This window comes from Mesorhizobium sp. M0030 (assembly GCF_040323695.1).
In the GTDB taxonomy this organism is placed as follows: Bacteria; Pseudomonadota; Alphaproteobacteria; order Rhizobiales; family Rhizobiaceae; genus Mesorhizobium.
In genome coordinates this window covers 356,134-380,936 of the sequence record NZ_JAMYVE010000005.1, presented here as the reverse complement: position 1 = coordinate 380,936, position 24,803 = coordinate 356,134, and the positions used below count along the sequence as shown (strand labels likewise).

Annotated in this window: 27 protein-coding genes; 12 read left to right on the top strand and 15 right to left on the bottom strand. The window is 63.4% G+C overall.

Going from position 1 to position 24,803, the window contains the following annotated elements:
* Nucleotides 1-63 precede the first annotated feature (63 nt).
* On the top strand, nucleotides 64-705 hold the full coding sequence (locus tag NKJ80_RS13920) for a LysE family translocator (protein WP_023805920.1): 642 nt from the start codon (nucleotides 64-66) through the stop codon (nucleotides 703-705).
* Here the strand turns inward: NKJ80_RS13920 and NKJ80_RS13915 are convergent.
* The 5 genes from NKJ80_RS13915 to NKJ80_RS13895 all read right to left on the bottom strand — a co-directional run bounded on the left by NKJ80_RS13915 (nucleotide 677) and on the right by NKJ80_RS13895 (nucleotide 4,077).
* A complete protein-coding gene (locus NKJ80_RS13915) occupies nucleotides 677-1,144 on the bottom strand; it encodes a hypothetical protein (RefSeq protein WP_023805921.1) in 468 nt (155 codons plus the stop codon). The genes NKJ80_RS13920 and NKJ80_RS13915 overlap by 29 nt on opposite strands.
* Nucleotides 1,141-2,373: a dual-specificity RNA methyltransferase RlmN gene (gene rlmN / locus NKJ80_RS13910; RefSeq protein WP_352497736.1), complete on the bottom strand. Its 1,233-nt coding sequence runs from the start codon at nucleotides 2,371-2,373 to the stop codon at nucleotides 1,141-1,143. Before rlmN ends, NKJ80_RS13915 begins: the two co-directional genes overlap by 4 nt.
* Before the next feature lie 109 nt (nucleotides 2,374-2,482).
* Nucleotides 2,483-2,986, bottom strand: coding sequence for an invasion associated locus B family protein (locus tag NKJ80_RS13905; protein ID WP_023671718.1), 504 nt, complete (start codon nucleotides 2,984-2,986; stop codon nucleotides 2,483-2,485).
* A 312-nt stretch (nucleotides 2,987-3,298) separates the two neighbouring features.
* Nucleotides 3,299-3,661 (bottom strand): YkvA family protein, encoded by a 363-nt coding sequence (locus NKJ80_RS13900; protein ID WP_352497735.1) that lies wholly within the window; start codon nucleotides 3,659-3,661, stop codon nucleotides 3,299-3,301.
* Nucleotides 3,662-3,780: 119 nt separating this feature from the next.
* Entirely contained in the window at nucleotides 3,781-4,077 is a 297-nt protein-coding gene (locus tag NKJ80_RS13895; protein ID WP_023706758.1) for a 4a-hydroxytetrahydrobiopterin dehydratase, read from the bottom strand.
* 104 nt (nucleotides 4,078-4,181) lie between these two features.
* Between NKJ80_RS13895 and NKJ80_RS13890 the strand changes: the two genes are divergently transcribed.
* Complete coding sequence (locus NKJ80_RS13890; RefSeq protein ID WP_023671721.1) at nucleotides 4,182-4,709, top strand: low molecular weight protein-tyrosine-phosphatase; 528 nt, start codon at nucleotides 4,182-4,184, stop codon at nucleotides 4,707-4,709.
* Here NKJ80_RS13890 and thpR read toward each other — a convergent pair.
* Nucleotides 4,613-5,209 (bottom strand): RNA 2',3'-cyclic phosphodiesterase, encoded by a 597-nt coding sequence (gene thpR, locus NKJ80_RS13885; protein WP_023671722.1) that lies wholly within the window; start codon nucleotides 5,207-5,209, stop codon nucleotides 4,613-4,615. The genes NKJ80_RS13890 and thpR overlap by 97 nt on opposite strands.
* Nucleotides 5,210-5,480: 271 nt before the next feature.
* Complete coding sequence (locus NKJ80_RS13880) at nucleotides 5,481-6,125, bottom strand: arylesterase (protein ID WP_023687672.1); 645 nt, start codon at nucleotides 6,123-6,125, stop codon at nucleotides 5,481-5,483.
* Nucleotides 6,126-6,211: 86 nt separating this feature from the next.
* Between NKJ80_RS13880 and NKJ80_RS13875 the strand changes: the two genes are divergently transcribed.
* The 4 genes from NKJ80_RS13875 to NKJ80_RS13860 all read left to right on the top strand — a co-directional run bounded on the left by NKJ80_RS13875 (nucleotide 6,212) and on the right by NKJ80_RS13860 (nucleotide 11,151).
* A complete protein-coding gene (locus tag NKJ80_RS13875) occupies nucleotides 6,212-6,913 on the top strand; it encodes an ABC transporter ATP-binding protein (protein ID WP_023805925.1) in 702 nt (233 codons plus the stop codon).
* Nucleotides 6,913-9,462 (top strand): ABC transporter permease, encoded by a 2,550-nt coding sequence (locus tag NKJ80_RS13870; protein WP_352497734.1) that lies wholly within the window; start codon nucleotides 6,913-6,915, stop codon nucleotides 9,460-9,462. The genes NKJ80_RS13875 and NKJ80_RS13870 overlap by 1 nt, the downstream gene beginning before the upstream one ends.
* 239 nt (nucleotides 9,463-9,701) lie before the next feature.
* Nucleotides 9,702-10,442, top strand: coding sequence for a Bax inhibitor-1/YccA family protein (locus NKJ80_RS13865; protein WP_023671726.1), 741 nt, complete (start codon nucleotides 9,702-9,704; stop codon nucleotides 10,440-10,442).
* Between the two features lie 118 nt (nucleotides 10,443-10,560).
* On the top strand, nucleotides 10,561-11,151 hold the full coding sequence (locus NKJ80_RS13860; protein ID WP_352497733.1) for a GNAT family N-acetyltransferase: 591 nt from the start codon (nucleotides 10,561-10,563) through the stop codon (nucleotides 11,149-11,151).
* A 110-nt stretch (nucleotides 11,152-11,261) separates the two neighbouring features.
* Here the strand turns inward: NKJ80_RS13860 and NKJ80_RS13855 are convergent, their stop codons facing one another.
* The 3 genes from NKJ80_RS13855 to acnA all read right to left on the bottom strand — a co-directional run bounded on the left by NKJ80_RS13855 (nucleotide 11,262) and on the right by acnA (nucleotide 16,094).
* On the bottom strand, nucleotides 11,262-11,648 hold the full coding sequence (locus NKJ80_RS13855) for a DUF2794 domain-containing protein (RefSeq protein WP_352497732.1): 387 nt from the start codon (nucleotides 11,646-11,648) through the stop codon (nucleotides 11,262-11,264).
* Nucleotides 11,649-12,231: 583 nt separating this feature from the next.
* Complete coding sequence (locus NKJ80_RS13850) at nucleotides 12,232-13,011, bottom strand: DUF1223 domain-containing protein (RefSeq protein ID WP_352497731.1); 780 nt, start codon at nucleotides 13,009-13,011, stop codon at nucleotides 12,232-12,234.
* Nucleotides 13,012-13,403: 392 nt separating this feature from the next.
* Nucleotides 13,404-16,094 (bottom strand): aconitate hydratase AcnA, encoded by a 2,691-nt coding sequence (gene acnA / locus NKJ80_RS13845; RefSeq protein ID WP_352497730.1) that lies wholly within the window; start codon nucleotides 16,092-16,094, stop codon nucleotides 13,404-13,406.
* A 285-nt stretch (nucleotides 16,095-16,379) separates the two neighbouring features.
* Here acnA and ccmA point away from each other — a divergent pair, with 285 nt between their 5' ends.
* The 4 genes from ccmA (at nucleotide 16,380) to NKJ80_RS13825 (ending at nucleotide 18,775) form a co-directional block, all read left to right on the top strand.
* Nucleotides 16,380-16,988 carry a heme ABC exporter ATP-binding protein CcmA gene (gene ccmA, locus NKJ80_RS13840; protein WP_023687677.1) on the top strand — a complete coding sequence of 203 codons (609 nt, stop codon included), beginning with the start codon at nucleotides 16,380-16,382 and terminating at the stop codon, nucleotides 16,986-16,988.
* A gap of 229 nt (nucleotides 16,989-17,217) precedes the next feature.
* Nucleotides 17,218-17,883, top strand: a complete 666-nt coding sequence (gene ccmB, locus NKJ80_RS13835; RefSeq protein WP_023698868.1) for a heme exporter protein CcmB — start codon at nucleotides 17,218-17,220, stop codon at nucleotides 17,881-17,883.
* A gap of 122 nt (nucleotides 17,884-18,005) precedes the next feature.
* On the top strand, nucleotides 18,006-18,197 hold the full coding sequence (gene ccmD, locus NKJ80_RS13830) for a heme exporter protein CcmD (protein ID WP_023671735.1): 192 nt from the start codon (nucleotides 18,006-18,008) through the stop codon (nucleotides 18,195-18,197).
* Complete coding sequence (locus NKJ80_RS13825) at nucleotides 18,194-18,775, top strand: DsbE family thiol:disulfide interchange protein (protein WP_023671736.1); 582 nt, start codon at nucleotides 18,194-18,196, stop codon at nucleotides 18,773-18,775. The genes ccmD and NKJ80_RS13825 overlap by 4 nt, the downstream gene beginning before the upstream one ends.
* Before the next feature lie 185 nt (nucleotides 18,776-18,960).
* Here NKJ80_RS13825 and NKJ80_RS13820 read toward each other — a convergent pair whose 3' ends face one another.
* Nucleotides 18,961-19,128 carry a hypothetical protein gene (locus tag NKJ80_RS13820; protein WP_023671737.1) on the bottom strand — a complete coding sequence of 56 codons (168 nt, stop codon included), beginning with the start codon at nucleotides 19,126-19,128 and terminating at the stop codon, nucleotides 18,961-18,963.
* A gap of 286 nt (nucleotides 19,129-19,414) precedes the next feature.
* Here NKJ80_RS13820 and NKJ80_RS13815 point away from each other — a divergent pair, with 286 nt between their 5' ends.
* Both NKJ80_RS13815 and NKJ80_RS13810 read left to right on the top strand, forming a co-directional pair.
* On the top strand, nucleotides 19,415-20,335 hold the full coding sequence (locus NKJ80_RS13815; RefSeq protein ID WP_023671738.1) for an SMP-30/gluconolactonase/LRE family protein: 921 nt from the start codon (nucleotides 19,415-19,417) through the stop codon (nucleotides 20,333-20,335).
* 164 nt (nucleotides 20,336-20,499) lie between these two features.
* Complete coding sequence (locus tag NKJ80_RS13810; protein WP_023683852.1) at nucleotides 20,500-20,706, top strand: tautomerase family protein; 207 nt, start codon at nucleotides 20,500-20,502, stop codon at nucleotides 20,704-20,706.
* 83 nt (nucleotides 20,707-20,789) lie between these two features.
* Here the strand turns inward: NKJ80_RS13810 and NKJ80_RS13805 are convergent, their stop codons facing one another.
* The 4 genes from NKJ80_RS13805 to ftsY all read right to left on the bottom strand — a co-directional run bounded on the left by NKJ80_RS13805 (nucleotide 20,790) and on the right by ftsY (nucleotide 24,802).
* Complete coding sequence (locus NKJ80_RS13805; RefSeq protein WP_023683853.1) at nucleotides 20,790-21,338, bottom strand: NADPH-dependent FMN reductase; 549 nt, start codon at nucleotides 21,336-21,338, stop codon at nucleotides 20,790-20,792.
* 59 nt (nucleotides 21,339-21,397) lie between these two features.
* Nucleotides 21,398-22,018, bottom strand: coding sequence for a pyridoxamine 5'-phosphate oxidase family protein (locus NKJ80_RS13800; protein ID WP_023683854.1), 621 nt, complete (start codon nucleotides 22,016-22,018; stop codon nucleotides 21,398-21,400).
* Nucleotides 22,019-22,077: 59 nt separating this feature from the next.
* Nucleotides 22,078-22,749 carry a septation protein A gene (locus tag NKJ80_RS13795; RefSeq protein ID WP_023687683.1) on the bottom strand — a complete coding sequence of 224 codons (672 nt, stop codon included), beginning with the start codon at nucleotides 22,747-22,749 and terminating at the stop codon, nucleotides 22,078-22,080.
* A 61-nt stretch (nucleotides 22,750-22,810) separates the two neighbouring features.
* Nucleotides 22,811-24,802 (bottom strand): signal recognition particle-docking protein FtsY, encoded by a 1,992-nt coding sequence (gene ftsY, locus NKJ80_RS13790; RefSeq protein WP_352497729.1) that lies wholly within the window; start codon nucleotides 24,800-24,802, stop codon nucleotides 22,811-22,813.
* Nucleotide 24,803 lies beyond the last annotated feature (1 nt).

Below are 24,803 nucleotides of genomic sequence, written 5' to 3'. Positions count from 1 at the left end.
CAGTTGCTGGCGTGAGCGGGGAGGCTGCGTTATAGACCGACGATCATTCGCTAGGGGCCACCGATGTCCTTCATTCCCGATACCACGACGCTGATCCAGTTCGCCATCGCCACCATGGTCCTGGCGATCACGCCGGGGCCGGATATGACGCTGTTCGTCTCGCGCACACTGAGCCAGGGCCGCGCCGCCGGCTTTGCCTCGCTGGCGGGTGCTCTGTTCGGAACGCTGATCCACACAACTTTGGTGGCGGTCGGCATCTCGGCGCTGATCGTCGCCTCGCCAATGGCCTTCCTGGTGCTGAAAATCTTCGGCGCCGTCTATCTGGTGTTCCTGGCCTGGCAGGCGATGACCAAGGGCTCGGCGTTTTCACCGCAGAAGAAGAATGGCCCGCAGATTTCGCTGTTCCGCAGCTGGGCCGCCGGACTCGGCGTCAACCTGCTCAACCCGAAGATCATCCTGTTCTTCATGACGTTTCTGCCGCAGTTCGTCTCGGCTCACGATCCGAACGCGCCGGGAAAACTGTTCTCCCTCGGCCTCATGTTCATCGTGCTGTCGATCCCTGTGACGGCGCCGATGGTGTTTGCCGCGGAAAGGTTTTCGGCGGCGATGAAGGCCAGCCCGCGGGTGACGCGGGTGGTAGACTATCTCTTTGCCGGTGTGTTTTCGGCCTTCGCGCTCAAGGTCCTGACCGCTCAGGCGAAGTAGCGGCCTGCCACCAGCTTCCGGCCCAGCGGCCGGCGCTTAGCCAGTAGAAGATGCCGCCGACCATGCCGCAGCCGATCACCGCGGCGATGGCGCGCGGTTCGGTGACGTCGAAATCCACGTTCTGGTGGACGAAGCCGAGGAAGGCCGCGGCCACCAAGCCGCCCGCGAGTGCATAGAACAGCCAGTCGCGGCGGCTGAGGACCTCGGAGATCAGGATTGCGACCACCGCCGGTATGAAAGCGAAATAGGCGACAAACAGCGCCACGAACGGGATCGAAAAATACAGCGCCGCGGCCGCCGCTGGGTGCGCATCGTCCGGCATATAACCGACGGAAGCCAGGAACAGCACGTTGAGAAAGGCGCTCGCCGCCAATGAGGCGACGACATAGCCGAACAGGATGACAGCGAAACGGAGGATATAGGCGAAGAGGCGGCTCACGCCTCGCCATGCCCCGCAATCATCATGGCTTCCAGCGCCAGGCGGTCGACCTTGCGCATGCGTTCGGAGTCCGATTTGAGCTGCCCGCAGGCGGCCAGGATGTCGCGGCCGCGCGGCGTGCGGATCGGCGAGGCATAGCCGGCATTGTTGATGTAGTCGGCAAACTTCTCGATCGTCTCCCAGTCCGAGCACTGATAGTTGGTGCCCGGCCACGGGTTGAACGGGATCAGATTGATCTTGGCTGGAATGCCTTTGAGCAGCTTGATCAGCCCCTTGGCCTCCTCGATGGAATCGTTGACGTCCTTCAGCATCACATATTCGAAGGTGATGCGCTTGGCGTTGGACAGGCCGGGATAGGCGCGGCAGGCCTCGATCAGTTCCTTCAGCGGATACTTCTTGTTGATCGGCACAAGCAGGTCGCGCAGATCGTCATTGGTGGCGTGCAGCGAGATCGCCAGCATGACCCCTATCTCCTCGCCGGCGCGGAAGATCTCGGGCACGACGCCGGAGGTCGACAGCGTGATGCGGCGCTTCGACAGCGAAAGCCCATCACCGTCGGAGGCGATCAGCAGCGCCTTCTTCACGGCTTCAAAATTGTAGAGCGGCTCGCCCATGCCCATCATGACGACGTTGGAAACTTTGCGGCCCTCGGCCGGGACGATGGCGCCGTCGGGTGTGTCGCGGTCGGGGAAGTCACCCAGCCGGTCGCGGGCGGTGAGCAATTGCGCCAGGATCTCTTCCGCCGTCAAATTGCGCACCAGCTTCTGCGTGCCGGTGTGGCAGAACGAGCAGGTCAGCGTGCAGCCGACCTGCGATGAGATGCATAGCGTGCCGCGGCCTTCCTCGGGGATGTAGACGGTCTCGATCTCGACGGGACGGCCGGCGCCGCGCGGCGGAAAGCGGAACAGCCATTTGCGCGTGCCGTCGGAGGAAATCTGCTCCTCGACGATTTCGGGCCGGGCGACGGTAAAATGCTTGTCGAGTTCGGCGCGCAGATCCTTGGAGATGTTGAACATGCCGGCAAAATCGGAGACGCCGCGCACATACATCCAGTGCCAGAGCTGTTGGGCGCGCATTTTCGCCTGGCGCTCGGGCACGATGCCGGCACTGATGAGGGCCTCGCCGAGCTCGGTCCGGGTCAGGCCGATCAGCGACGGCTTCTCGGGCGTGGCGCGAGTGCGCAACGCGTCGCGTGCGCCCTCATTGGTGAGATCGAAGGAAAGGGTCATATCAGCGCCAATATAAGCGAATTGCGGCCGATTTCATCCATCGTGCCGAAAGAAGCGCGGCGCATAGCACAGGTTGCGGCGAGAGTCATGCGGCGGGAACCGCGCTAGCCTACTTGCACTTGGCGATCGACGTCAGCGCGGCCGAGATGCCTTTCAGCGAAAACACATAGGTCGTCGGATTGCCGCGGCCAGACTTCGCCGAGACCTTCATGTCGGTGCCAGTCTTCATGGCGGCGATCAGCACAGGCTCTTCGGCGGCGTTCTCGACCCAGGCCGACTTGCCGCGGGTGAACATCGAGAACGTCTTCTTGTCGATGGTGACGGTGGCCTTGGAGCCTTCCTGGAATGTGTAGCCGGCGATGAATTGCGGCTCGTAGGACACTTGCTGGCCCGGGCGCTGGCTGACGAAGAAGAACATGTCGCCGTGATCGAGCGTCGGCGGCTGCTTGTCGGTCGGCACGGTGAGCACATAGCAGACCTTGCCGCCCTGCGCCTGGTAGCTGTAGGTGCCCCAGGCATTGTGCTGGCCGATCTTGGTCGCCTGCTGCGCCAGCGCCGGCGCGGCAAAGGCCACCAGGACCAGGCTCGAGACTAGTGCAATCAATCCGCGCATCGCTTTTCCCGTATTCCAAATGGTGCGGGGCAGGCCGGCTTGGCGTCCTGCCCGTCGCTTCATTTTGATTTAATCTGGGTTACCAAACGGTGAATTTCCCTTGGAAAAGGACATTCACCCATGGAAACCACCGCCATTTCCGCGCCGCTTCTTGAAAAAACGGCTTTCGCAATGTCCCTGCGGCGACTTGGAGGCCACGAAAGCGGCAAGAGTTTGACTTTTCGAACGGCCGCAGCGGAACCCGAAGCCAAGCCGCTATCGTCCTGTTTGAGCGGAGGATTTCTTCTGAACCCAGTTGCCAACGACGCCGATTCAGCTCTTGTCGGCGATCGCCTCCTTGGCGGCCTTGCGGTGCGCAGGGGTGATATGGGCGCTTACCGCGGAGATCGCGGCGGTCAGCACGGCGATGTCGTCGGTGAAGCCGAGGCCGAAGACGAAATCGGGTATGACATCGACCGGCAGCACGAAATAGCCAAGCGCTGCCAGCAATATGCCCTTGGCACGCAAAGGCGTCTTCCTGTCGAGCGCGCAATAATAGCCGGCGACGACCTCTTCCATGAACGGAATCTGCCGGGCGGCCTTCTTGGCCGTGCGCCAGAATTTGGCGCGCACTTCACTCTCGTCGCCGAGCTTGCTGCCGAAGCCCAAGAAATCAAAACCGGGCTGCTGCGCCATCAATCCTCTCCTTGCCGGCCGTCGCGCTACGCGTTGCGCGCGGCCGCCACGGGAAATGTGGTGAAAGTCCCGGTCCACTGCAAGAGGATGGCGCCGATTTGGCGTTGCCGCCCCAGCGTTCAGCCGCCTGCATACCCATTCATCTTCTTGGCCAGCGCGATGTCGAGCGCGGTGACACCGCCGGCATCATGGGTGTTGAGCGTCACGTCGACAGTCTTGTAGACGTTCGACCAGTCGGGATGATGGTCCATCTTCTCGGCGGCCAGCGCGACGCGGGTCATGAAAGCGAAGGCTTCGGAAAAATTCTTGAAGACAAAGCTGCGCTTGATGGAGGCGCCATCGGCTGCCTGCGACCAGCCAGGCAGTTCGGCCAGTGCGGCAGCGATGGCGTCCTTGCTGAGTTTCTCTCTCTTCATGATGATTTCCCGTGCTATCCCAGATATCGACCCTCACCATAATGCAAGTCCCCCAAAAGTCCTTTGCGTTTTGGGCTTCCAAATGCACGAACGGCGCATATCGAATGAGCGTAAAGCCGATAAATTCCATACTCTTCGTCTGCCTCGGCAACATCTGCCGTTCACCCCTGGCCGAAGGCGTGTTTCGCGCCGTGCTGGCGGAGCGCGGCCGCGACATGGTGCTGGACGATATCGTGCTGGACTCTGCGGCGACCGGCGGCTGGAACCTCGGCGAAGCGCCCGACCCGCGCTCGATCGCGATTGCGGCCCGCCACGGCATCGACATATCAGGGCAGCGGGCACGCAAGGTCAGGCCGGGGGATTTTTCGCGCTTCGACCTGATCCTCGGCATGGATCGGCAGAATGTCCGCGACCTCAAGGCGTTGGCGCCGGCCGGTGCGCGCGAACGTATTCATCTCTTGGCAGAGTTTGCGCAGGGCAAAACCCGCGACGTGCCGGATCCCTATTATGACGGGGCCGAAGCGTTCGCTTCGGTCTACCGCATGATCCGCGAAGCGTCGGAGGCGCTGGCGACGAGATTGGTGGCGCGGGCGTCGACGCCGGAGAGCGGCCACGCCTCCTCGACAATGTAGGGACCGCCGCCGACCGAATCGCGCGACGACATCAGCACGAAGCGGCCGACGCGAAACGGTAGCGTCGCAAAATTGCCGCGCGCCGACAGGTACTGGGCGACGTCGAGCGGGCTCGAATTGCGCAAGCGTGCCAGCGTAACATGCGGGGTGAACTTGCGCGGGTCGGCGGGCAGGCCGAGCCGCTGGCAGATGCGGTCGATTTCGCTCTGCAGCGCCGAAAGGTCGGGCGAGGCGAAGACGCCGGCCCAGACGGCGTGCGGCTTCTTCTGGCCGAAAGCGCCAACTCCGGACAGGGTGAGCGAGAAGGATGGGCGGTGCACCCGGTCGAGCGCGTTGGCGATTTCGTCGGCGATATGGCCTTCGACGTCGCCGATGAAGCGCAGCGTCAGATGGTAGTTTTCGACATCGATCCAGCGGGCTCCGGGCAGGCCGCCCCTGAGCAGGGACAGCGAAAGAGCGGCGTCACGGGGTATTTCGAGGGCGGTGAAAAGACGCGGCATGGTGAGCCTCCCTTCCTCGAATCGAACTGTGCCCCTAGCGAATCATCGATAGTCAAACGGGGCAAGTGGTTTGTTGGTTGCAGGCATTTTTACGAACAGGCGCCTCCAAGCGATGAATAAGCACTTGCCGTGCCGCTTCGGCGCTTGCATTACCCAGATGCTGCATATGCTCTTCGAGCGCAGCATAAATGACTCGGGTCATCGGCAGCCCGGTCTTTTGTTTCAAAGTTCGCGCGAGGCGAACGCCGCGTTATTCTCGTCAGGCCGGCGTTCAACCGCCACCCTGAACTGCCGCAACAGCCTTCTCCACGGCGGGCAGGATGCGCTCGACCATCACTGCGACGCCCTTCGGATTGGGATGCAGGCCGTCCTCCAACTGCAGGCCGGACTGTCCGGCGACGCCATCGAGAAAGAACGGATAGAGCGGCACATCGTATTTCGCGGCAAGCTTTGGATAGATCGCATCGAAGGCGTTCTGGTAGTCGGCGCCGAGATTGGGAGCGGCGCGCATGCCGGCCAAAAGCACCGCGATCTTGCGCGCTTTCAGCTTCGCCAGCATGTCGTCCAGGTTCTTTTCCGTAATGCTGGGCGAGACGCCGCGCAGCATGTCGTTGGCGCCGAGTTCGAGGATAACCAGCCTTGTCCCATCCGGCACCGACCAGTCAAGCCGCGCCAAGCCGCCGCTCGAGGTGTCGCCTGAAACGCCGGCGTTGGCTACGGTGACGTCATGGCCTTTGGCGCGCAGCGCAGCTTGCAATTTGTCGGTAAAGCCATCGCCAGGCCCGAGGCCGAAACCGGCCATCAGGCTGTCGCCGAAGCCGACGATGGTGAACGTCTCGGCGCGCACGGACGAAATGGCGCCGCAAAGGGTGACGAAAAGGACGAGCCCTGCGGCATTCAAGCGTTTGAAAGACATGTGGCAGGCCCCATATACCCGAGGAATTCTTCCGGCGGCGGCTTCCGGCAAGCAGAGCCTTCATCCTGATATAGGACGCTTTAATTGTGACAGAAGCCGTCATCGCGCTGAAAGACATATCCCTGACCCTGGGCCAAGGGGCTTCGTCCGTGCATGTGCTGAAAGGCGTCAGCCTTGACGTGACGCGCGGTGAGGCGACCGGCATTGTCGGCCCTTCGGGTTCCGGCAAGTCGACCTTGCTGATGGTGCTTGCCGGGCTAGAGCAGGTCGATTCGGGGACGGTGCGGATCGCCGGCGAATTGCTGAACGGCAAAAGCGAGGACGAGACCGCATCGTTTCGGGGCCGAAACATCGGCATCGTCTTCCAGTCGTTCCATCTCATTCCCAACATGACGGCGCTCGAAAATGTCGCGGTGCCGCTGGAACTGGCCGGCCATGCCGATCCGTTCGGTGTCGCGGCGCGCGAGCTGGCAGCGGTGGGCTTGAGCGACCGCGTCACCCACTATCCGGGCGAGCTGTCCGGCGGCGAACAGCAGCGCGTGGCGATCGCCCGCGCGCTGGCGCCGTCGCCGCGCATTCTCATCGCCGACGAGCCGACCGGCAATCTCGATCAGGCGACGGGGCGGCAGGTTGCCGACCTTTTGTTCGCCAAGGCGGCCGAGCGCGGCATGACCTTGGTGCTGGTCACGCACGATCCGGCCCTTGCGGCGCGCTGCTCGCGCCAGGTGTCGATGCGCTCGGGCCGCATCGAGGATGCGCCGGTAGCGCAGGTCAAGGTGCCGGCCTGATGCCTCTGTCGCAGACGCTGAAGCTCGCGTTCCGCTTCTCGCTGCGCGAGATGCGCGGCGGGTTGTCGGGTTTCCTGATCTTCCTTGCCTGCATTGCGCTCGGCGTCGCTGCAATCGGCGGGGTCAATTCGGTGGCGCAGGCGATCACCGCAGGCGTTGCAGACCAGGGCCAGACGCTGCTTGGCGGCGACTTGCGCTTCCAGCTCAACCAGCGCGATGCGACGCCAGCCGAAAGCACCTTCCTCGACCGCCTCGGCACTGTGTCGCACAGCGCCAATATGCGCTCGATGGCGCGGCTGGATGACGGCTCCGACCAGGCGTTGGTTGAGGCCAAGGCCGTCGACGACGCCTATCCGCTCTATGGCGCGCTCGATACCGCGCCGCAGCTTGGCAGAAAGGATTTGTTCGACGAGAAATCAGGCGTCTTTGGCGCCGCCGCGCCCGACCTGTTGTTCGACCGGCTGAATGTGAAGATCGGTGACCGGCTGAAGGTCGGCAGCGCGACATTCGAATTGCGGGCCAGGCTGGTGAGCGAACCGGATGCGGTGTCGGACGGTTTCGGCTTCGCGCCACGGCTGATGGTCTCGACCGCGGGGCTTGCCGCGTCCGGCCTGATCCAGCCGGGCAGCCTGGTCGAGAATGCCTACAAGGTTCGGCTGCCGGCCGGCGCCAGCGAGGCCGATCTCAAGACCATCCAGGATCGGGCGGCGAGCGATTTCCCTGAAGCCGGCTGGTCGATCCGCACGCGTTCCAATGCGGCGCCGGCGCTGTCGGCCAACATCGAGCGCTTCTCGCAATTCCTGACGCTGGTCGGGCTGACGGCGCTGGTCGTCGGTGGCGTCGGCGTTGCCAATGCGGTGCGCGCCTATCTCGACGGCAAGCGCGGCGTCATCGCCACCTTCAAGAGCCTTGGCGCCTCGGGCGGCTTCGTCTTCACCGTCTATCTCGTGCAGATCCTGATGATCGCCGGCCTCGGCATCGCGCTTGGCCTCATCCTCGGCGCCGCCATGCCGTTTGCTGCCAGCGCTGCGCTCCAGTCAGTCATTCCGGTGCCGGCTAAAGGCGGCTTCTATCCCGGTGCGCTGGCTCTTGCCGCGCTGTTCGGGCTGCTGGTGACGCTTGCCTTCGCGCTGTTGCCGCTCGGCCGCGCCCGCGATGTGCCGGCGACCGCGCTGTTTCGCGAAATGGGTTTCGAGGGCCGCGGCTTTCCACGCCTGCCCTATCTTGCCACGGCGGTCGGTATCGCGCTCGCTTTGGCGGCGCTCGCCATCCTGTTTTCCGGCGACCGGCGCATCGCCTTGATCTTCGTCGGCGCGACGATCTTTGCCTTTCTGGTGTTGCGCCTGGTCGGTGCGCTGGTGCAGTGGGTGGCGCGCAAAAGCCCGCGTGTGCGCTCGGTCGCGCTCAGGCTCGCCATCGGCAACATCCACCGGCCCGGCGCGCTGACGCCGTCCGTCGTGCTGTCGCTGGGCCTCGGGCTGACGCTTTTGGTGACGCTGGCGCTGATCGACGGCAATCTCAGGCAGCAGATCTCCGGCAGTCTGCCGGAACGGGCGCCGAATTTCTTCTTCGTCGACATCCAGAATAGCGAGGTCGATGCCTTCTCGACACTGATCGGCAAAGAGGCGCCGAAGGGAACGCTGGTCAAGGTGCCGATGCTGCGCGGCCGGGTGATGGCGCTGAACGGCGTTAGTGTCGACAAGGCCAATGTGCCATCGGAAGGCGCATGGGTGCTGCGCGGCGATCGCGGCCTGACCTACGACGCCAAACAGCCGGCCAATGCGACATTGACCGAGGGCAGCTGGTGGCCGGAGAACTACAGCGGCGAACCGCTGGTCTCGTTCTCCAACGATGAAGGCAAGGCGCTAGGCCTGAAGCTCGGCGATACCGTCACCGTCAATGTGCTCGGACGCAATGTAGCGGCCAGGATCGCCAATTTCCGAGAGGTGCAATGGGAGACGATGGGCATCAATTTCGTCATGGTGTTCTCGCCCAGCACCTTTGCCGGCGCCCCGCATGGCTGGCTGGCGACGCTGACCGAAAAGGATGCCACGGCAGCAGAGGATGCCCGCCTGCTCAACGCCGTCACCCGCGCCTTCCCGGCGGTGACGACAGTTCGGGTCAAGGACGCGCTCGACGTCGTCAACCGGCTGGTCGGCCAGCTCGGCACGGCGATCCGGGCCGCGGCCGGCGTGGCGCTGATCGCTTCGGTGCTGGTGCTGGCCGGCGCGCTCGCCGCGGGAAATCGCGCCCGCATCCACGATGCCGTGGTGCTGAAGACGTTGGGCGCCACGAGGCGCACGCTGATCGCGGCGTTTTCGCTGGAATACATGCTGATCGGCCTGGCCACCGCGGTGTTTGCGTTGGCTGCCGGCGGCATCGCCGCCTGGTACATCGTTGCCCGCATCATGACGTTGCCGTCGCATTTCATGCCGGAGGTGGCAGTGGCGACCTTGGTGTTTGCGCTGGTGATCACAGTCGGCATCGGCCTTGCCGGCACCTGGCGGGTGCTCGGGCACAAGGCGGCGCCGGTGCTGCGCGACCTCTAGGCCCAAAACGGCAAGGTTGGCCGAATCTGCCGTTTCCGATTAAATCTTGGTAATGTGCAGTCATGGAAGCCCAAGAAAACCGGCTTCCGGAGATTCACCAAGCGTTGCAGCCCGTTACGGTCTTGTTCTTGACGTCAAGAACCATCATATTTCGCCACAGGCATGCTGGAGCCCCGCCAGCGGCGCCCAGGTCCGAAAGGGCCTGACACCGTACGGGGCAGAAGCAACAGAGGATTCCAATGGCTGAGCCCATTCGCAACTACCAGACTTCGGCCGTGCCCGGCGCGCGCGCCGACATCGACCAAGGCCTGCGCACTTACATGCTCAAGGTCTACAATTTGATGGGGCTTGGCCTCCTCATCACCGGCGTCGCCGCCTGGGGCGCTTTCCAGCTCGCCGTCACCGGCGACGGACAGCTGACCGCTTTCGGCACGCTGATCTATGCCAGCGCCTTCCGCTGGGTGGTCATCCTGGCTCCGCTCGCCGCCGTCTTCTTCCTGTCGTTCAGGATCCAGTCGATGAGCGTGGCAGCGGCGCAAACCACCTTCTGGGTCTATTCGGGCCTGGTCGGCCTGTCGCTGTCGACCATCTTCCTAGTCTACACCGGCGCCTCGATCACCCAGACCTTCTTCGCCACGGCGGCCGCCTTCGGCGCGCTGTCGCTCTACGGCTACACGACAAAGCGTGACCTTTCGGCCTTCGGCTCGTTCCTGGTCATGGGCGTCGTCGGCCTTGTGATCGCCATGCTGATCAACATCTTCCTGCAGTCGTCGGCGCTCGGCTTCGCTATCTCGGCGATCGGCGTGTTGATCTTCGCCGGCCTCACCGCCTACGACACGCAGACCATCAAGGAAATGTACTACGAAGGCGATCAGGCCGACGTTGCCGGCCGCAAGGCGATCATGGGCGCGTTGAGGCTATATCTCGACTTCATCAACCTGTTCATGTTCCTGCTGCAGTTCATGGGCGATCGCCGCTAGGCGGTCTTCCCATCAGGCAACTGGACCAGCTGATATCAAGAGGGCGGCCCAACGGCCGCCCTTTCCTTTTGTGCCGGCCTTTGCTGTCATGGAGGCACATGAATCGTCTGCATAATTCATGAGCACTATTTCCATCCGCGCGGCCATGGAAGGCGACCTCGGCCGAATCACCGAGGTTTACGCCGATGCCGTGACGCATGGCACCGCGAGCTATGAGCTGGAGCCGCCCAGCCGCACTGAGATGGGTGCGCGCTTCGACAGCCTGACGGCGGGGGGCTTTCCCTATCTGGTGGCGGAACGAGATGGCGCGCTGCTCGGCTACGCCTATGCCGGCGCGTTCCGGCCGCGCCCGGCCTACCGCTTCATCGTAGAGGATTCCGTCTATGTCGCGCCTGATGCGAAGGGCCAGGGCGTCGGGCTGCTGCTGATGCAGGCGCTGATTGAAGCCTGCCGTATGGCGGGCTTTCGCCAGATCGTCGCGGTGATCGGTGACGGCCATGCAGACAGCGCCTCGGTGCGGCTGCATGAAAAGCTCGGCTTTCGCCATTCCGGTCGCCTGGAAGGCTCCGGCTACAAGCATGGGCGCTGGCTTGACACGGTGTTCATGCAGCTGTCGCTGAATGGCGGCGCAACGGTTCCGCCCGATCCGCATTCGCTGCCGGAGCGGAAGTTTCGTGAGAGCCTGAGGAGGGGAATTGAGGAGAACTGAAGAGAACTGAAGAATTGAGGATCCGAATAGCTGAGAACAAACCCTGCGGTATTTCGACCGTTACATCCTCTTTTTTCAATTCTTCAGCTCTTCAATTCCCCAATTTTCAATTAGGCCTGGACAATCTTCAGCTTAGCATCGAAGACGTTGAGCACGCGACCGAGTTCCTGGCCGCGCTTGAGGATTCGGCCGCCGGCGGCGATGACGGCGAAGGCGCCTTGCCGGCGCGCCAGTTTCGGATCCTTGACGATCTGGAACAGCGGCACTTCGCTGGCCCGGCGGAAGACTGAAAACACAGCCCGATCAGACAGATGATCGATGGCATAGTCGCGCCATTCGTTGGCGGCGACCATGCGTCCGTACAGCTTCAGGATCTCGTCGAGTTCACGCCGGTCGAAACGGACCGGCTGGTCGAGGCGTTCGCGTCGCGCCTCGTGCAGCGGGATCAATATTGCGGATGCGTCCCCATCCTCCGTCCCACCGCTGCGATCGGTCATCCCGCGATCCCTTTGAAAATGAATCTCGCTTGCAGAAGTTGGCGTGTTCGCCGTGGAATTGCAAGGCCCGGCTAACCATCCCGGGACTGCGCTGTTTTCGCAACGTCCAGTCACTTTTATAAAACGCGGTGTTTGAATTGGTGATGCCTCGCCACATTTCCGCCTTTTTTTATCCGCGCTCATGCCCCAATGTCCGACGAATTTACCGGCGTTGCCTGAGACGGTTCGGTCCGGCACCGGCTCGTAAACCCCAAGCCCCCCGCCCACGGGTCTGCGTCGGATCGAACCAACCTCGGACTTTCCTCAGGGAGAGACCGGGTGCGACGATCCCAAAACCTAAATGACCGACGTCAGAAGCAAGCTGACGTCGGTTTTTTTGTTTTTGGCTGCTTGAAGAATTTGCTGGAGGCTGCGGTGCCCAGTTTGCGGGCGCATCCCCTCACCCGGATTGCCAGCCGAATTGCAACAGCAATTCGGGCCAATCCGACCTCCCCCGAGCGGAGAGGAGTTCGCGCCAGCGCTGATTCAGCCCCTTCTCCCCTCGGGGAGAAGGTGGCCGAGAGCGGCCGGATGAGGGGGCCTCTTAAGGCTTGTGAATAAACGCAGCGCCCAGAATAGGGCCCGGCAGGCCGTCCTTGCCGACCGACTGCAGCAGTACGGCGCAGCCGCCTTTCTTGGCGATCTCCGTCATCGGCAATTCGTAGCGCTGCGCCTTGCCGTGCCACATGCCGGCGGTCTGGATGCCGGTGACGGCGTTCCAGTAGGTCATGCTGCGGCCGGTGTTCTCGCCCTTGGCGATGGTCACCGTCTGCGGTGGTTCGAAATAGACGATGACGACATGGGCGTCGCTGGGGCCGCTACCGGCGTCGCCGGCATCGATCATGACGCGATCGCTGGTGCGGCTGACCTTGACGCTGACCCGCATGCCTTCACCGGATTTCTCCATGCGGACAAGCGCGCCGTCGACCTCCTTGCGGCTGGCGCCGTTGACATGGCTGCGACCATTGATGACGGCTTGCGGCGTGTAGACGGAGCGGGTGCCGAAGGCGCGCATATAATCATATTGCCGGTCGGTATTGTCCTTGCTGCTCAGCGTGTCCTGCCAGCCGAGATAGTCCCAGTAATTGACGTGGTAGGCGAGCGCGACGACGTTGTCCTTGGCCGCCAGCTCGGCAAAGAAAGCGTCCGCCGGCGGGCAGGAATTGCAGCCCTGGCTGGTGAACAGCTCGACCACGCCCAAGGGCCTGTCAATCTGCGGTTTGTCGGTCTGGGTCGTTCCCGATTCCTCGGCGAACCCGGTCCCGGCAAGCGCCGAGAAGGCCAGCGCAAAAGCCGCAAGCCGCAGAGGGTGTCGAGGTGCCATGATCGTTCCGATTCCCGCCGGTGACGCCGGCCTTGTTCTGGTTGCCCAGATTTGTGGCAGAAGCGACAGTCAACGGGAAGTCACGTTGCGGTGAAATTTTTGCTGCCGCAACCATGGGTATGGCCATCACAGGGGGAGCACTTCACCGCCCGGTTCGATCGGGAGCATGGCATCAGGAGCGTGGGGCAGATCTTGCTGAGCCCAGCCGGTTTTTACTCCTGTCGGACAGGGCGGGGCTTCGATCGGGTCGGGCGATGCTTTGGAGAGACTGGGAGTAGGGAGTAGGGAGTAGGGAGTAGGGAGTAGGGAGTAGGGAGTAGGGAGTAGGGAGTAGGGAGTAGGGGATGTCGTTCCCCGCTACCGCCCAATCCCTACTGCCTAAGCCCTGGCCGCTACGCGGCCAGATCGCGCAGCACGTATTGCAAAATGCCGCCATTCTTGAAGTAGTCGAGCTCGTCCAGCGTATCGATGCGGCAGATGATCGGCACGTTCTTCACGGTGCCGTCGCCATAGGTCACCTTGGCGATCATTGTCTGGCGTGGCTTGATGGTGCTTATGCCGTCGATCTCGACCAGCTCGTCACCCTTGAGGTTGAGCGAGGCCCATGAGGTGCCTTCCTCGAAGACGAAGGGGATGACGCCCATGCCGACCAGGTTGGAGCGATGGATGCGCTCGAAGGACTGGGCGATGACGGCACGGACACCGAGGAGATTCGTTCCTTTAGCTGCCCAGTCGCGCGAGGAGCCGTTGCCGTATTCGACGCCGGCGAAGATGACCAGCGGCACGCCTTCCTTTTTGTATCTCATCGCCGCGTCGTAGATCGATTCCTCTTCCTTCGACGGGTAGTGGATGGTGTAGCCGCCCTCGCGGCCGTTCTCGCCCAGCATGTGGTTGCGGATGCGGATGTTGGCGAAGGTGCCGCGCATCATCACCTCATGGTTGCCGCGCCTTGTGCCGTACTGGTTGAAGTCGGCAACGCCGACGCCATGGTCGGTGAGGTATTTGCCGGCCGGGGAAGCGGCCTTGATCGAACCCGCCGGTGAGATGTGATCGGTGGTGATCTTGTCGCCGAACAGGCCGAGCACGCGCGCGCCCTTGATGTCGCCGATCTTGCCGAAACCGGAGGTCATGCCGGCGAAATAGGGCGGGTTCTGCACATAGGTCGAGTTGTCGTCCCAGGCATAGGTCTGGCCTTCCGGCGCCTTGACGTTCTGCCAGTATTCGTCGCCCTTGAAGACGTCGGCATATTTGCGGGCGAACAGCTCACGTGTGACGTTCTTCTCGATGAACTCCTGGATCTCGGCCGAACTCGGCCAGATATCCCTGAGATAGACCGGCTTGCCGTCGCGGCCTACGCCGAGTGGCTCGGTGGTCAGGTCCTTGGTGACGGTGCCGGCCAAAGCATGGGCTACCACCAGCGGCGGCGACGCCAGATAGTTCGCCTGCACGTCAGGCGAAACGCGGCCTTCGAAATTGCGGTTGCCGGAGAGCACCGCGGCGGCGATCAGGCCCTTATCGTTGATGGTCTTGGAGATCGGCGCTGGCAACGGGCCCGAATTGCCGATGCAGGTGGTGCAGCCGAAACCAACCAGGTTGAAGCCGATCTGGTCGAGCTCCTTCTGCAGGCCGGACTTTTCCAGATATTCGGCGACCACCTGGCTGCCCGGCGCCAGCGAGGTCTTCACCCACGGCTTCTGCTTGAGGCCGAGCCGGTTGGCGTTGCGCGCCAAGAGGCCGGCGCCGATCAGCACACTCGGATTCGAGGTGTTGGTGCAGGACGTGATGGCGGCAATGACGACATCGCCATGGCCGAGATCATGGTCGGTGCCTTCGACGGCATAGCGCTTGTGGATTTCGGCAGCCTTCTTGTACTCGGTCTCCATTGCCTTGGCGAAGCCGGCCGGAATGCCTTCGAGCGGAACGCGGCCTTCGGGACGCTTGGGACCTGCCATCGACGGCACGACGCTGTCGAGCTCGAGTTCGAGCAGGTCGGTGAAGACAGGGTCGGCCGAGCCGGCGTCACGCCACATGCCTTGCGCCTTGGAATAGGCTTCGACCAGGGCGATGCGGCTTTCCTCGCGGCCCGACATTGTGAGGTAGCGGATGGTCTCGCCATCGACCGGGAAGAAGCCGCAGGTGGCGCCATATTCGGGCGCCATGTTGCCGATGGTGGCGCGGTCGGCCAGCGTCATGTTGGACAGGCCCGGGCCGAAGAACTCGACGAACTTGCCGACGACGCCCTTCTTGCGCAGCATCTGGGTGACGGTCAGCACCAGGTCAGTGGCGGTGATGCCTTCCCTGAGTTTGCCGGTGAGGCGGAAGCCGATGACTTCGGGCAACAGCATGGAAACCGGCTGGCCGAGCATCGCCGCCTCGGCCTCGATGCCGCCGACGCCCCAGCCGAGCACGCCAAGGCCGTTGATCATGGTGGTGTGCGAATCGGTGCCGACGCAGGTGTCGGGATAAGCGGTGGTTTCGCCGTCTTCCGTGTTGGTCCAGACGACCTGACCGAGATATTCGAGGTTGACCTGATGGCAGATGCCGGTGCCGGGCGGCACGACGCGAAAATTGCGGAACGCCTGCTGGCCCCATTTCAGGAATTTATAGCGCTCTTCGTTGCGCTCATATTCGAGCTCGACATTCCTGGCAAAGGCCAGTGGCGTGCCGAATTCGTCGACGATGACGGAGTGGTCGATGACGAGGTCGACCGGCACCAGCGGATTGATCTTCTGCGGATCCCCGCCGAGCGCCTTGAGGCCGTCGCGCATGGCGGCAAGGTCGACCACCGCCGGGACGCCGGTGAAATCCTGCATCAGGACACGCGCCGGGCGATAGGCGATCTCGACGCCGGCGGTGCCCTTGTCCGTCAGCCAGCCGGCCACAGCCTGGATAGAGTCCTTGGTGACGGAGCGGCCGTCTTCATTGCGCAAAAGGTTTTCCAGCAGCACCTTCATCGAATAAGGCAGATGGGCAATGCCGGTGAGGCCGTTCCTCTCGGCCTCGACCAGATTGTAATAGACATAGTCCGCGCCACCCACGGTGAGGGTGCGGCGGCAATTGAAACTGTCGAGGGATTTTGACACGTGCGGTCCGTCCTTGTCTGTTCAGCCTGAAAGGGAACGGACGCCGATGGGCATGCAATCACGCGCAAAGGTGCGGGTACGGCCATTTCCGCTGTCCGTTCCCAGCCAACCCGAGCCGTTCAAGGCGGCGCGTGCGCTGGTTCGGCGCAAATTCTGTTCCCGTGCCGACCGCTGGCACGGATGTCCCGCATATAGAGAATTTTCTGGAATAGTTCTAGACAGTTGCGGAGCAAATTTGTGCGATGCGGCAGCTATCGCGCGGTAAAGTTTTCGGGACGGGCAGGCATGCGGCTGATTGCCGAAAATCTGGGCGGCGAACGCGGCGGCGAGACGGTCTTTTCCGGCATCGGTTTTGCGCTCGACAAGGGCCAGGTGCTGGTCGTCACCGGGCCGAACGGTTCGGGCAAATCGACGCTGCTCAGGGTCATCGCCGGGCTGCTGCCGAAGGCGCAAGGCGACGTGCGCATCGAGGGCGGCGGCGAGACGTTTCCGACGATCGCTTCGGCGGTCCACTATCTCGGCCACCTCAATGCAATGAAGACGGCGCTCAGCGTGGCGGAGAATCTGCGCTTCTGGCGCGATTTCAACGGCGATGGGCAGTCGGGTGTCGAAGAGGCGCTGGAGACGGTTGGTCTCGGCGGCATCGGCCACCTGCCTTTCGGCTATCTGTCGACCGGGCAAAGGCGGCGCGCGGCAATTGCGAAATTGCTGGTCAGTCATAAGCCGCTGTGGCTGCTGGATGAGCCGACGGCTGGGCTGGACAAGGCTTCGGAGGCGCGGTTTGCGGGGCTGATGACGAGGCATTGCGCGGAGGGCGGGATTATTGTCGCGGCGACGCACTTGCCGCTGGGATTGGATGGGGCGAAGGAATTGAGGATGGGAGCAACAGGGTGATGTCGGCATTCCCGCCCACCCCCCTCTGCCCTGCCGGGCATCTCCCCCGCAGGGGGGGAGATCAGATGTCATGCCGGCTTTCGCCAATCACCGGCATTGAAAAAGAGGCGTCAGCAACGGAGCTGCCAATCTCCCCCCTTGCGGGGGAGATGTCCGGGAGGACAGAGGGGGGTGTGAAGGAACGCCACCTTCGGCAAGATGGCGATCAAACGGCAGGCGCGGCTTGGCAATGCTAGCCCTCTTCCTGCGCGACATCCGCCTCTCCATCCGGGCCGGCGGCGGAGCGCTCACCAGCGTCATCTTCTTCCTCGCCGTCATCGCCACCATCCCCTTCGGTGTCGGACCGGACCTGAAGCTGCTCGCCCGCATCGGTCCGGCGATCCTTTGGATCGGCGCTCTGCTCGCCTGCCTGCTCGGCCTCGACCGGCTGTTTCAGGCCGATCGCGAAGACGGGTCGCTCGATCTTCTGGTGCTGGGCAATGACCGCCACATGCTGGCGTTGACGGTGCTGGTGAAGTGCCTGGCGCATTGGGCGGGCAGCGTTCTGCCGCTGGTGGTTGCGGCACCTCTGCTGAGCCTGTTCATGAACATGGAGCCGCTCAGCATCGGCGCCACCGCGCTCACGCTGCTGGTCGGCACGCCGGCGATCACTTTCATCGGCGCGGTCGGGGCGGCGGTGGCGGTGGCGCTGCCGCGTGGCGGTCTGCTGATCTCGGTGCTGGTGCTGCCGCTGACCATCCCGGTGCTGATCTTCGGGGTGTCGGCGAGCTACGGCGCGGTGGCCGACCCTGATCCGTTCCTGCAGCCCTTCCTCATTCTTGCCGCGCTGACGCTGTTTCTTGCCGTGCTGGGTCCGGTGGCGGCAGCACTGGCGCTGCGGCATGGAACGGATTGATATGACCGCTGCGGCGCGACGATCAATTGCGAAGCCCCAGCCGCAAAGCTAAGAAAGCCGCAAAGCCATGGGAAGGCCATGATCGAGCACGACGAAGTGACGGTGGAAGGGGAGCGAAGCGCATGAGTGCACACGCACTCTATGTCGCGGCCGCCTATGGCATCACGGTGATCGTGCTGGCCGGGCTGATCGGCTGGATCCTGCTCGACCAGCGGACCCGCAAGCGCGAACTGGCAGACCTCGAAGCGGCCGGCGTGCGGCGTCGCTCGGACAAAGCCGGTACTGGGGCCAGCACTGGGGCCAGCAAGCCATGAGCACGGAAAGCGAAACGACGGCGTCGCCGCGCCGCCGCCTGATCGTGCTGTTGCCGCTGCTGGTTTTTCTCGGCCTCGCCGGATTGTTCCTGTCGCAGCTTTTGTCGGGACGCGATGAGGCGGCAGTGCCGTCGGCGCTGATCGGCCTGCCGGCGCCGCAGACCAACCTGCCGGCGCTGGAAGGGTCAAACCTGCCCGGGCTGGATTCGAAAGCCTTCGCCGGCAAGGTAACGCTGGTCAACGTCTTTGCATCGTGGTGCGCGCCGTGCCGGGAAGAGCATCCGGTGCTCTTGCAGCTGTCGCAGGACAAGCGCTTCGTCATGGCCGCGCTAAACTACAAGGACCAAGCGCAAAACGCGCGCCGGTTCCTTGGTGATCTCGGCAATCCGTTCCAGGCGATAGGTGTCGACGAGGCCGGCCGCACGGCCATCGACTGGGGCGTCTACGGCGTGCCGGAAACCTTCGTCATCGGCAAGGACGGCAAGATTGCCTACAAGCATGTCGGGCCGCTGACAGGGGAGTCGGCGAGGGATGTTCTGTTGCCGCAGATTGAAAAGGCGCTCGCGGCACCGAGCTGACGTTGGCGCCATGCCCCCTCATCGGGCCGCTACGCGCCCCCTCCTCCCCGTGGGGGAGAAGAGGGAAGCATCGGCACAGGCTAGCTCCTCTCCCCGGGGGGAGAGGTCGGATTGCCCGAATTGCTCATGCAATTCGGTTTGGCAATCCGGGTGAGGGGGCGGTGCCCCGCTGAGGTCTGAAATGCTCAGCCGTAGATCTGCCTGTGGACCTGGTAGAGCATTTCCGAGCGGTCGGCGCGCAGGTCGGCCAGATCGCGGCTCGTCAGGTTTTCGATTTCCGCGACGAGGCGGTTATAGTGGCGGCGCTTGGCCATCGAGGTGCGCGCGCGGGAGAAGAGGTTGTCAAAAGCCATAGCAAGGGTCCTTTCGTGCCGCATATCAGCGGTGAATTTGTTCCTCCCTTGGTCGTTCGCACCATGACATAGGAATGGTGCGATGCAAAAAGAAGATGTTGCAATGCACCATTGCACAGGGCGCATAGCGGGTTAATACAGCGCTCCAGCACCATAAACGGCCGGACAGGCTGGCGGGCCATGCCGGCCGGGCACCTTTTGTCTTACAAATTGCGCCTGCGCCACCTTGCCATCGCGCCCGCAGGCTGGCTTGATCCGCGCGTCACGTGATGCCCGGAGGAAATGCATGGCGACCGCAGACTATTACGAAATTCTGGATCCGCGTTTCGCGCGGCTGTTCAACGGCAACGCCCAGGTGGAAAAGCTGTTTACCGGATGTCAGTGGGCGGAAGGGCCGGCCTGGTTCGCCGCCGGCCGCTATGTCGTCTGGTCCGACATCCCCAACAACCGCATGCTGCGCTATGACGAGACCGACGGCAATGTCAGCGTCTTCCGTCAGCCCTCCGGCAATTCCAACGGCAACACCGTCGACCGCCAGGGCCGACTGGTGACGTGCGAGCATTCCGGCCGCCGCGTCAGCCGCACCGAGCATGACGGTTCCGTCACCACCATCGCGGCCGAATGGAAAGGCAAGCGGCTGAATTCGCCCAATGACGCGGTCGTGAAATCCGACGGCTCGATCTGGTTCACCGATCCGAGCTACGGCATCGACACCGACTATGAGGGCGACAAGGCCGAAAGCGAGATCGGCGCTTGCAATGTCTACCGGGTCGATCCGGATACGGGCGAGGTCGAGGCCGTCATCACCGACATGGTCCGGCCGAACGGGCTTGCCTTTTCACTGGATGAAAGCCAGCTCTATGTCGTCGACACCGGCCGCACCCATGGCGCGCAGAACCCCGCGCATATGCGGGTCTTCAACGTCGGCAAGCACGGCAAGAAGGTCTCGGGCGGGAAGGTGTTCGCTGACTGCACGGCCGGTCTATTCGACGGCTTCCGGCTCGACGAGGCCGGCCGCATCTGGACCAGTGCCGCCGACGGCATCCATTGCTACGATCCCGACGGCACGCTGATCGGCAAGGTCAAGGTGCCGGAAGTGACCGCCAATTGCGTGTTCGGCGGCAACAAGCTGAACTGCCTCTACATCGCCGGCACCACGTCGCTCTACATGGTGCGGCTGATGGTGAACGGGGCGAAGACGTATTGAGGCTGCTGGAAACGCTTCTCTGGCGGCCCTTGATGGCGTTTCTGCGCCTGCCGGCGGCGCCTGTAGCGCTGCGGCCGCGGAACCACCGCCAAGCGGTTCGCCGGAGCGGATTTCGAAGCCGCCCAGCGGCGGCGGTATCAGACACAATTCAAGGGGAGGACGTCATGCCATTCGTCAACATCCGCATCGTCAAGGAAGTGATCGCCGCTGATCCCGCTGGCAAGAAGGCCGACATTGCCAAAAAGGTCACGGCGGCGATCATGGACGCCACCGGGCTTAGCAATGACGACGTCTGGGTGGTGTTCGAAGAGGTCAACGCGCGCGACTGGTATGTCGGTGTGACCGATGTCGAGACGTTGCGGAAGGGGTAGCACAGCGGCACGTTGGGGTGCGCCGCACCCTTTCGTTCGTCATCCTAGGGTCTGCGCCGCGTCGCTTCGCTCCTTGCTCCGCCCTAGGATGACGAGGCAACGTTTGCGCGTATAAAACTCGCGAAAACCTGCACCGCTTCGCGCATGGCCCGCAGGTTCTCGTCCTCTCCCAGGATCGCTTCTATCTCCGGCGGTTTCTTGCCGAGCAAGGCAATCTCCAGAACCGCATTCTCACAAAGCGCGAACGACATGGTGCGCATGATCTCGGCCAGCGCGGCGCGGGCATAGAGCGAGCGCGCGGAGGCGTGGGCCAGCATGGCGGGCTTGCCGACTGCGGCGTCGCGCGAGACCAGCCAGTCGAGAGCGTTTTTCATGCCGCCGGGCACGCCATGGGCATATTCGGGGCAGGAGACGATGATGCCATCGGCGCTGGTGACGGCCTCGATCAGCCGCATGGCCTCGGCCGGTGTGCGCTCGCCTTCGTCATCCGGGTTGAAGATCGGCAGCAGGCCGAGCCCGTCATAGACAGTTACGCGGCAATCCGAAGGCGCGTTCGCGGACAGCGCCGCCAGCAGCGCCGAATTGGTCGAGGCGGCGCGCAGGCTGCCGGAGATGGCGAGGAGTTCGATCACGGGGAAACAGGGCTAGGGAAAACCGGCAAAGGACCGCAATGGCGAATCGTACCCGAAATCTACCACAGGGTCTTGCTGTAGGCTTCGTCCAGCGAGCGGTCGAAATCGTCGGCAGTTTCGGCATGCGCCATCTGATCGGACAGGATCTGACCGAGCGTCGGCAACGTCGCGCGGTCGTGCCAGCTGTCCGGCTTCCACAATTCGGAGCGCATGAAGGCCTTGGCGCAGTGCATGTAAGCGGCCTTGACGCTCACCACGACGACGCTTTGCGGTTGCTTGCCGTCGACGGTGAGGCGCTCGCGCAAACCGGCATCGACGGTTATGCGGGCGTCGCCATTGATGCGCAGCGTCTCGTTCATGCCGGGGATGAGAAAAAGCAGCCCGACCGAAGGGTTGAGCAGGATGTTTTCCAGCGTGTCCAGCCGGTTGTTGCCGGGCCGGTCGGGAATGGCGATGGTCCTGTCGTCGAGGACAAGGGCAAAGCCCGGTCTGTCGCCTTTCGGCGTCACGTCGGCATTGCCGGCGCCGTCGGAAGAACCGATCAGCACGAAAGGGCTCTTGCCGATGAAAGAGCGGCAGTGGCCGTCGAGCGCCCTGAGTTCCTTGCGCATCGAGGTGTCGGTCGGCCGCGGGGTCTTGTAGATCGTCCTCAGTTCATCGCGCGTGGTGACGAATTCCATGGCCGTCTCCGTTTATTCTGACGCAATTCCGGACGGCTTCACACTTTCCTGGAATTGCTCTACTTGCCGGCTTCTTCCACCTTCTCGGCCTTATCCTCGATCGAATGGTGCAGGATCAGCGGCATCTGGCTGAAGGTGAACAACAGGGTGATCGGCATGATGCCCCAGACCTTGAAGGTAACCCAGAAGTCGGTGGAAAAATTCCGCCACACCACTTCATTGGCAAGAGCCAGGAACAGGAAGAACAGGCCCCAGCGGAAAGTCAGCTTGCGCCAGCCTTCGGCATCGAGGCGAAAGGCCGAATCGAAGACATAGCCGAGCAGCGATCGGCCGAAATACAGACCGCCGAGCAGCACGCCGCCGAACAGGGTGTTGACGATGGTCGGCTTCATCTTGATGAACACGTCGTCCTGCAGATAGAGCGTCAGCGCGCCGAAGATGAAGACGACGACGCCCGAGACCATCGGCATGATCGGCAAGGTGCGCAGCAGCAGCCAGGAGGCGATCAGCGCGATCGCCGTCGCCGCCATGAAAAGGCCGGTGGCGACGAAGATCGGCCCGCCGAATTCGGCCAGGACAGGAAATTTCTGCACCAGCCAGGCGCCGCGTGCATTGGCGAAGAAGAACACCATCAGCGGCCCGAGTTCCAGCACCAGCTTGAGCAGCGGATTGACGCTTTCTTTCTTCTTTCGCGGGTCGGACGGGTCGCGTTCGAGGATGGGTGGGTTCATGACTTCCTTCTGACGCATGATCTTGTCCAAAAAGCCGTCAGCTCTTCGGGATCATTGCCTGTTACGCTACGCCGGCGATCGCCCTGGCGAATTCGCCGGCCGAGAATGGTTCGAGGTCGTCGACCTGTTCGCCGACGCCGATGAAGTAGACCGGCAGTTTGTGCTTTGCCGCGATCGCGACCAGAATACCGCCGCGCGCCGTGCCGTCCAGCTTGGTCATCACCAGGCCGTTGACGCCGGCGACATTGCGGAAGATCTCGACCTGATTGAGCGCATTCTGGCCGGTGGTGGCGTCGACCGTCTGCAGCACGGTATGCGGCGCTTCCGGATCGAGCTTGCCCAGCACGCGCACGATCTTTTCCAGCTCCGCCATCAGTTCGGTCTTGTTTTGCAGCCGGCCGGCGGTGTCGATGATCAGTACGTCGGAGCCGGCCTCCTTGGCGCGTTCGAAAGCGTCGTAGGCAAGGCCGGCGGCATCCGCGCCGATCTTCGAGGCGATGACCGGAGACTTCGTCCTCTCGCCCCAGATCTTCAGCTGCTCGATGGCTGCAGCGCGAAAGGTATCGCCGGCGGCCAGCATCACCGACAGGCCACCATCGGTCAGTTTGGCGGCGAGCTTGCCGATGGTCGTGGTCTTGCCGGTGCCGTTGACGCCGACCACCAGAATGACATGCGGCTTGTGCGACAGGTCGAGCTCCAGCGGCATGGCGACATGGGCCAGCACCTTCTCCACCTCGGCCGCCATGATGGTGCGGACATCCGCGTCGGAGACATCCTTGCCGTAGCGGCTGGCAGCGAGGGCATCGGTGACGCGCAAGGCTGTTTCCATGCCCAGATCGGCACGGATCAGCACGTCCTCCAGATCCTGCAGCGTCTCCTCGTCGAGCTTGCGCTTGGTGAAGACGCCGGCGATGTTGCCGGTGAGTTCTTTCGAGGAGCGGGCAAGCCCGTCGCGCATGCGCTGGAACCAGGAGCGTCGCGGCGCCGGTTCGGGCGCCTTTTGCGGCTCGGCTTTCTGCTCGACCTTTCTGGTGACGGTGACTTTGCCGACTGACGGTGTCGGCTGTGGTGTCGGCGGAAAACCCGGTTCAGGCATGGGCGCAACCCCCGCCGTGGCAGCCCGGACTTCGACCGGCGCGGGTGTGGCTTCGACCGGAGTGCGCTTTACCTCCCCCTCGATGGGGGAGGTCCCAAGCGAAGCTTGGGGGTGGGGGTGATTTGCGCTGGCGTCAGCGCTGTCACCCCACCGCGCCGCTTCGCGTCGACCCTCCCCATCGAGGGGAGGGTGGGTCGCCTCGTCCTTCTCCCCGTGGCTATACGGGGAGAAGGTGCCGGCAGGCGGATGAGGGGCGGCGCTGACCTCTGAGGTAGGCTGTGCGGGAGGCGCGGACGGTTGCGGCACTTCGATCGGGGCGGCCGGTTCTGCGGGAGTCTCGGCAGGCGTCGGCACTTCGACGGGAGCGGGCTCCAGCTGCGGTTCCGGACGCGATGGTTCGATCTCCGGCTCGGCCGGCGCCGGCGGCACTTCTTGGGGCTGCGGCTCGGGAGCCGGCTCCGGAACGGCTGGCGGCGCAGGAACTTCTTCCGGTGCAGGCGGCTCGGGTATCTCCGGCTCAGGCTGCGGTTCTTCTACCGGCGCGGGCTCCGGCAACGGTTCCGGCTCGGATGGGACGACCGGTTCCGGCGCGGGCGGGATGGTCGGCGTGGGTTCGGGCTTCGGTTCTTCTGGCGCCGACTGCGGCGCAGGCTTTACCTCCCCCTCGATGGGGGAGGCCCCAAGCGAAGCTTGGGGGTGGGGGTGAGTGGCGTCGGCGTCGGCGCTCTCACCCCTCCCCGCCACTTCGTGGCGACCCTCCCCATCGAGGGGAGGGTGGGGCGTCGGCGGCTCGGGCTCCTCGCGCTTCAAGAACTCCGGAACGACCTGCTCGGCCGCCGGCTTCAGCGCCTCAAGCGCATCCCATTTGATCGGCGGCAGGGGAGCGGTTTCGTCGATGCGCTCCTCGACGACTTCCTTCTTGCCGAACGAAAATATGTTCTTGAAAAAACCGGCCATG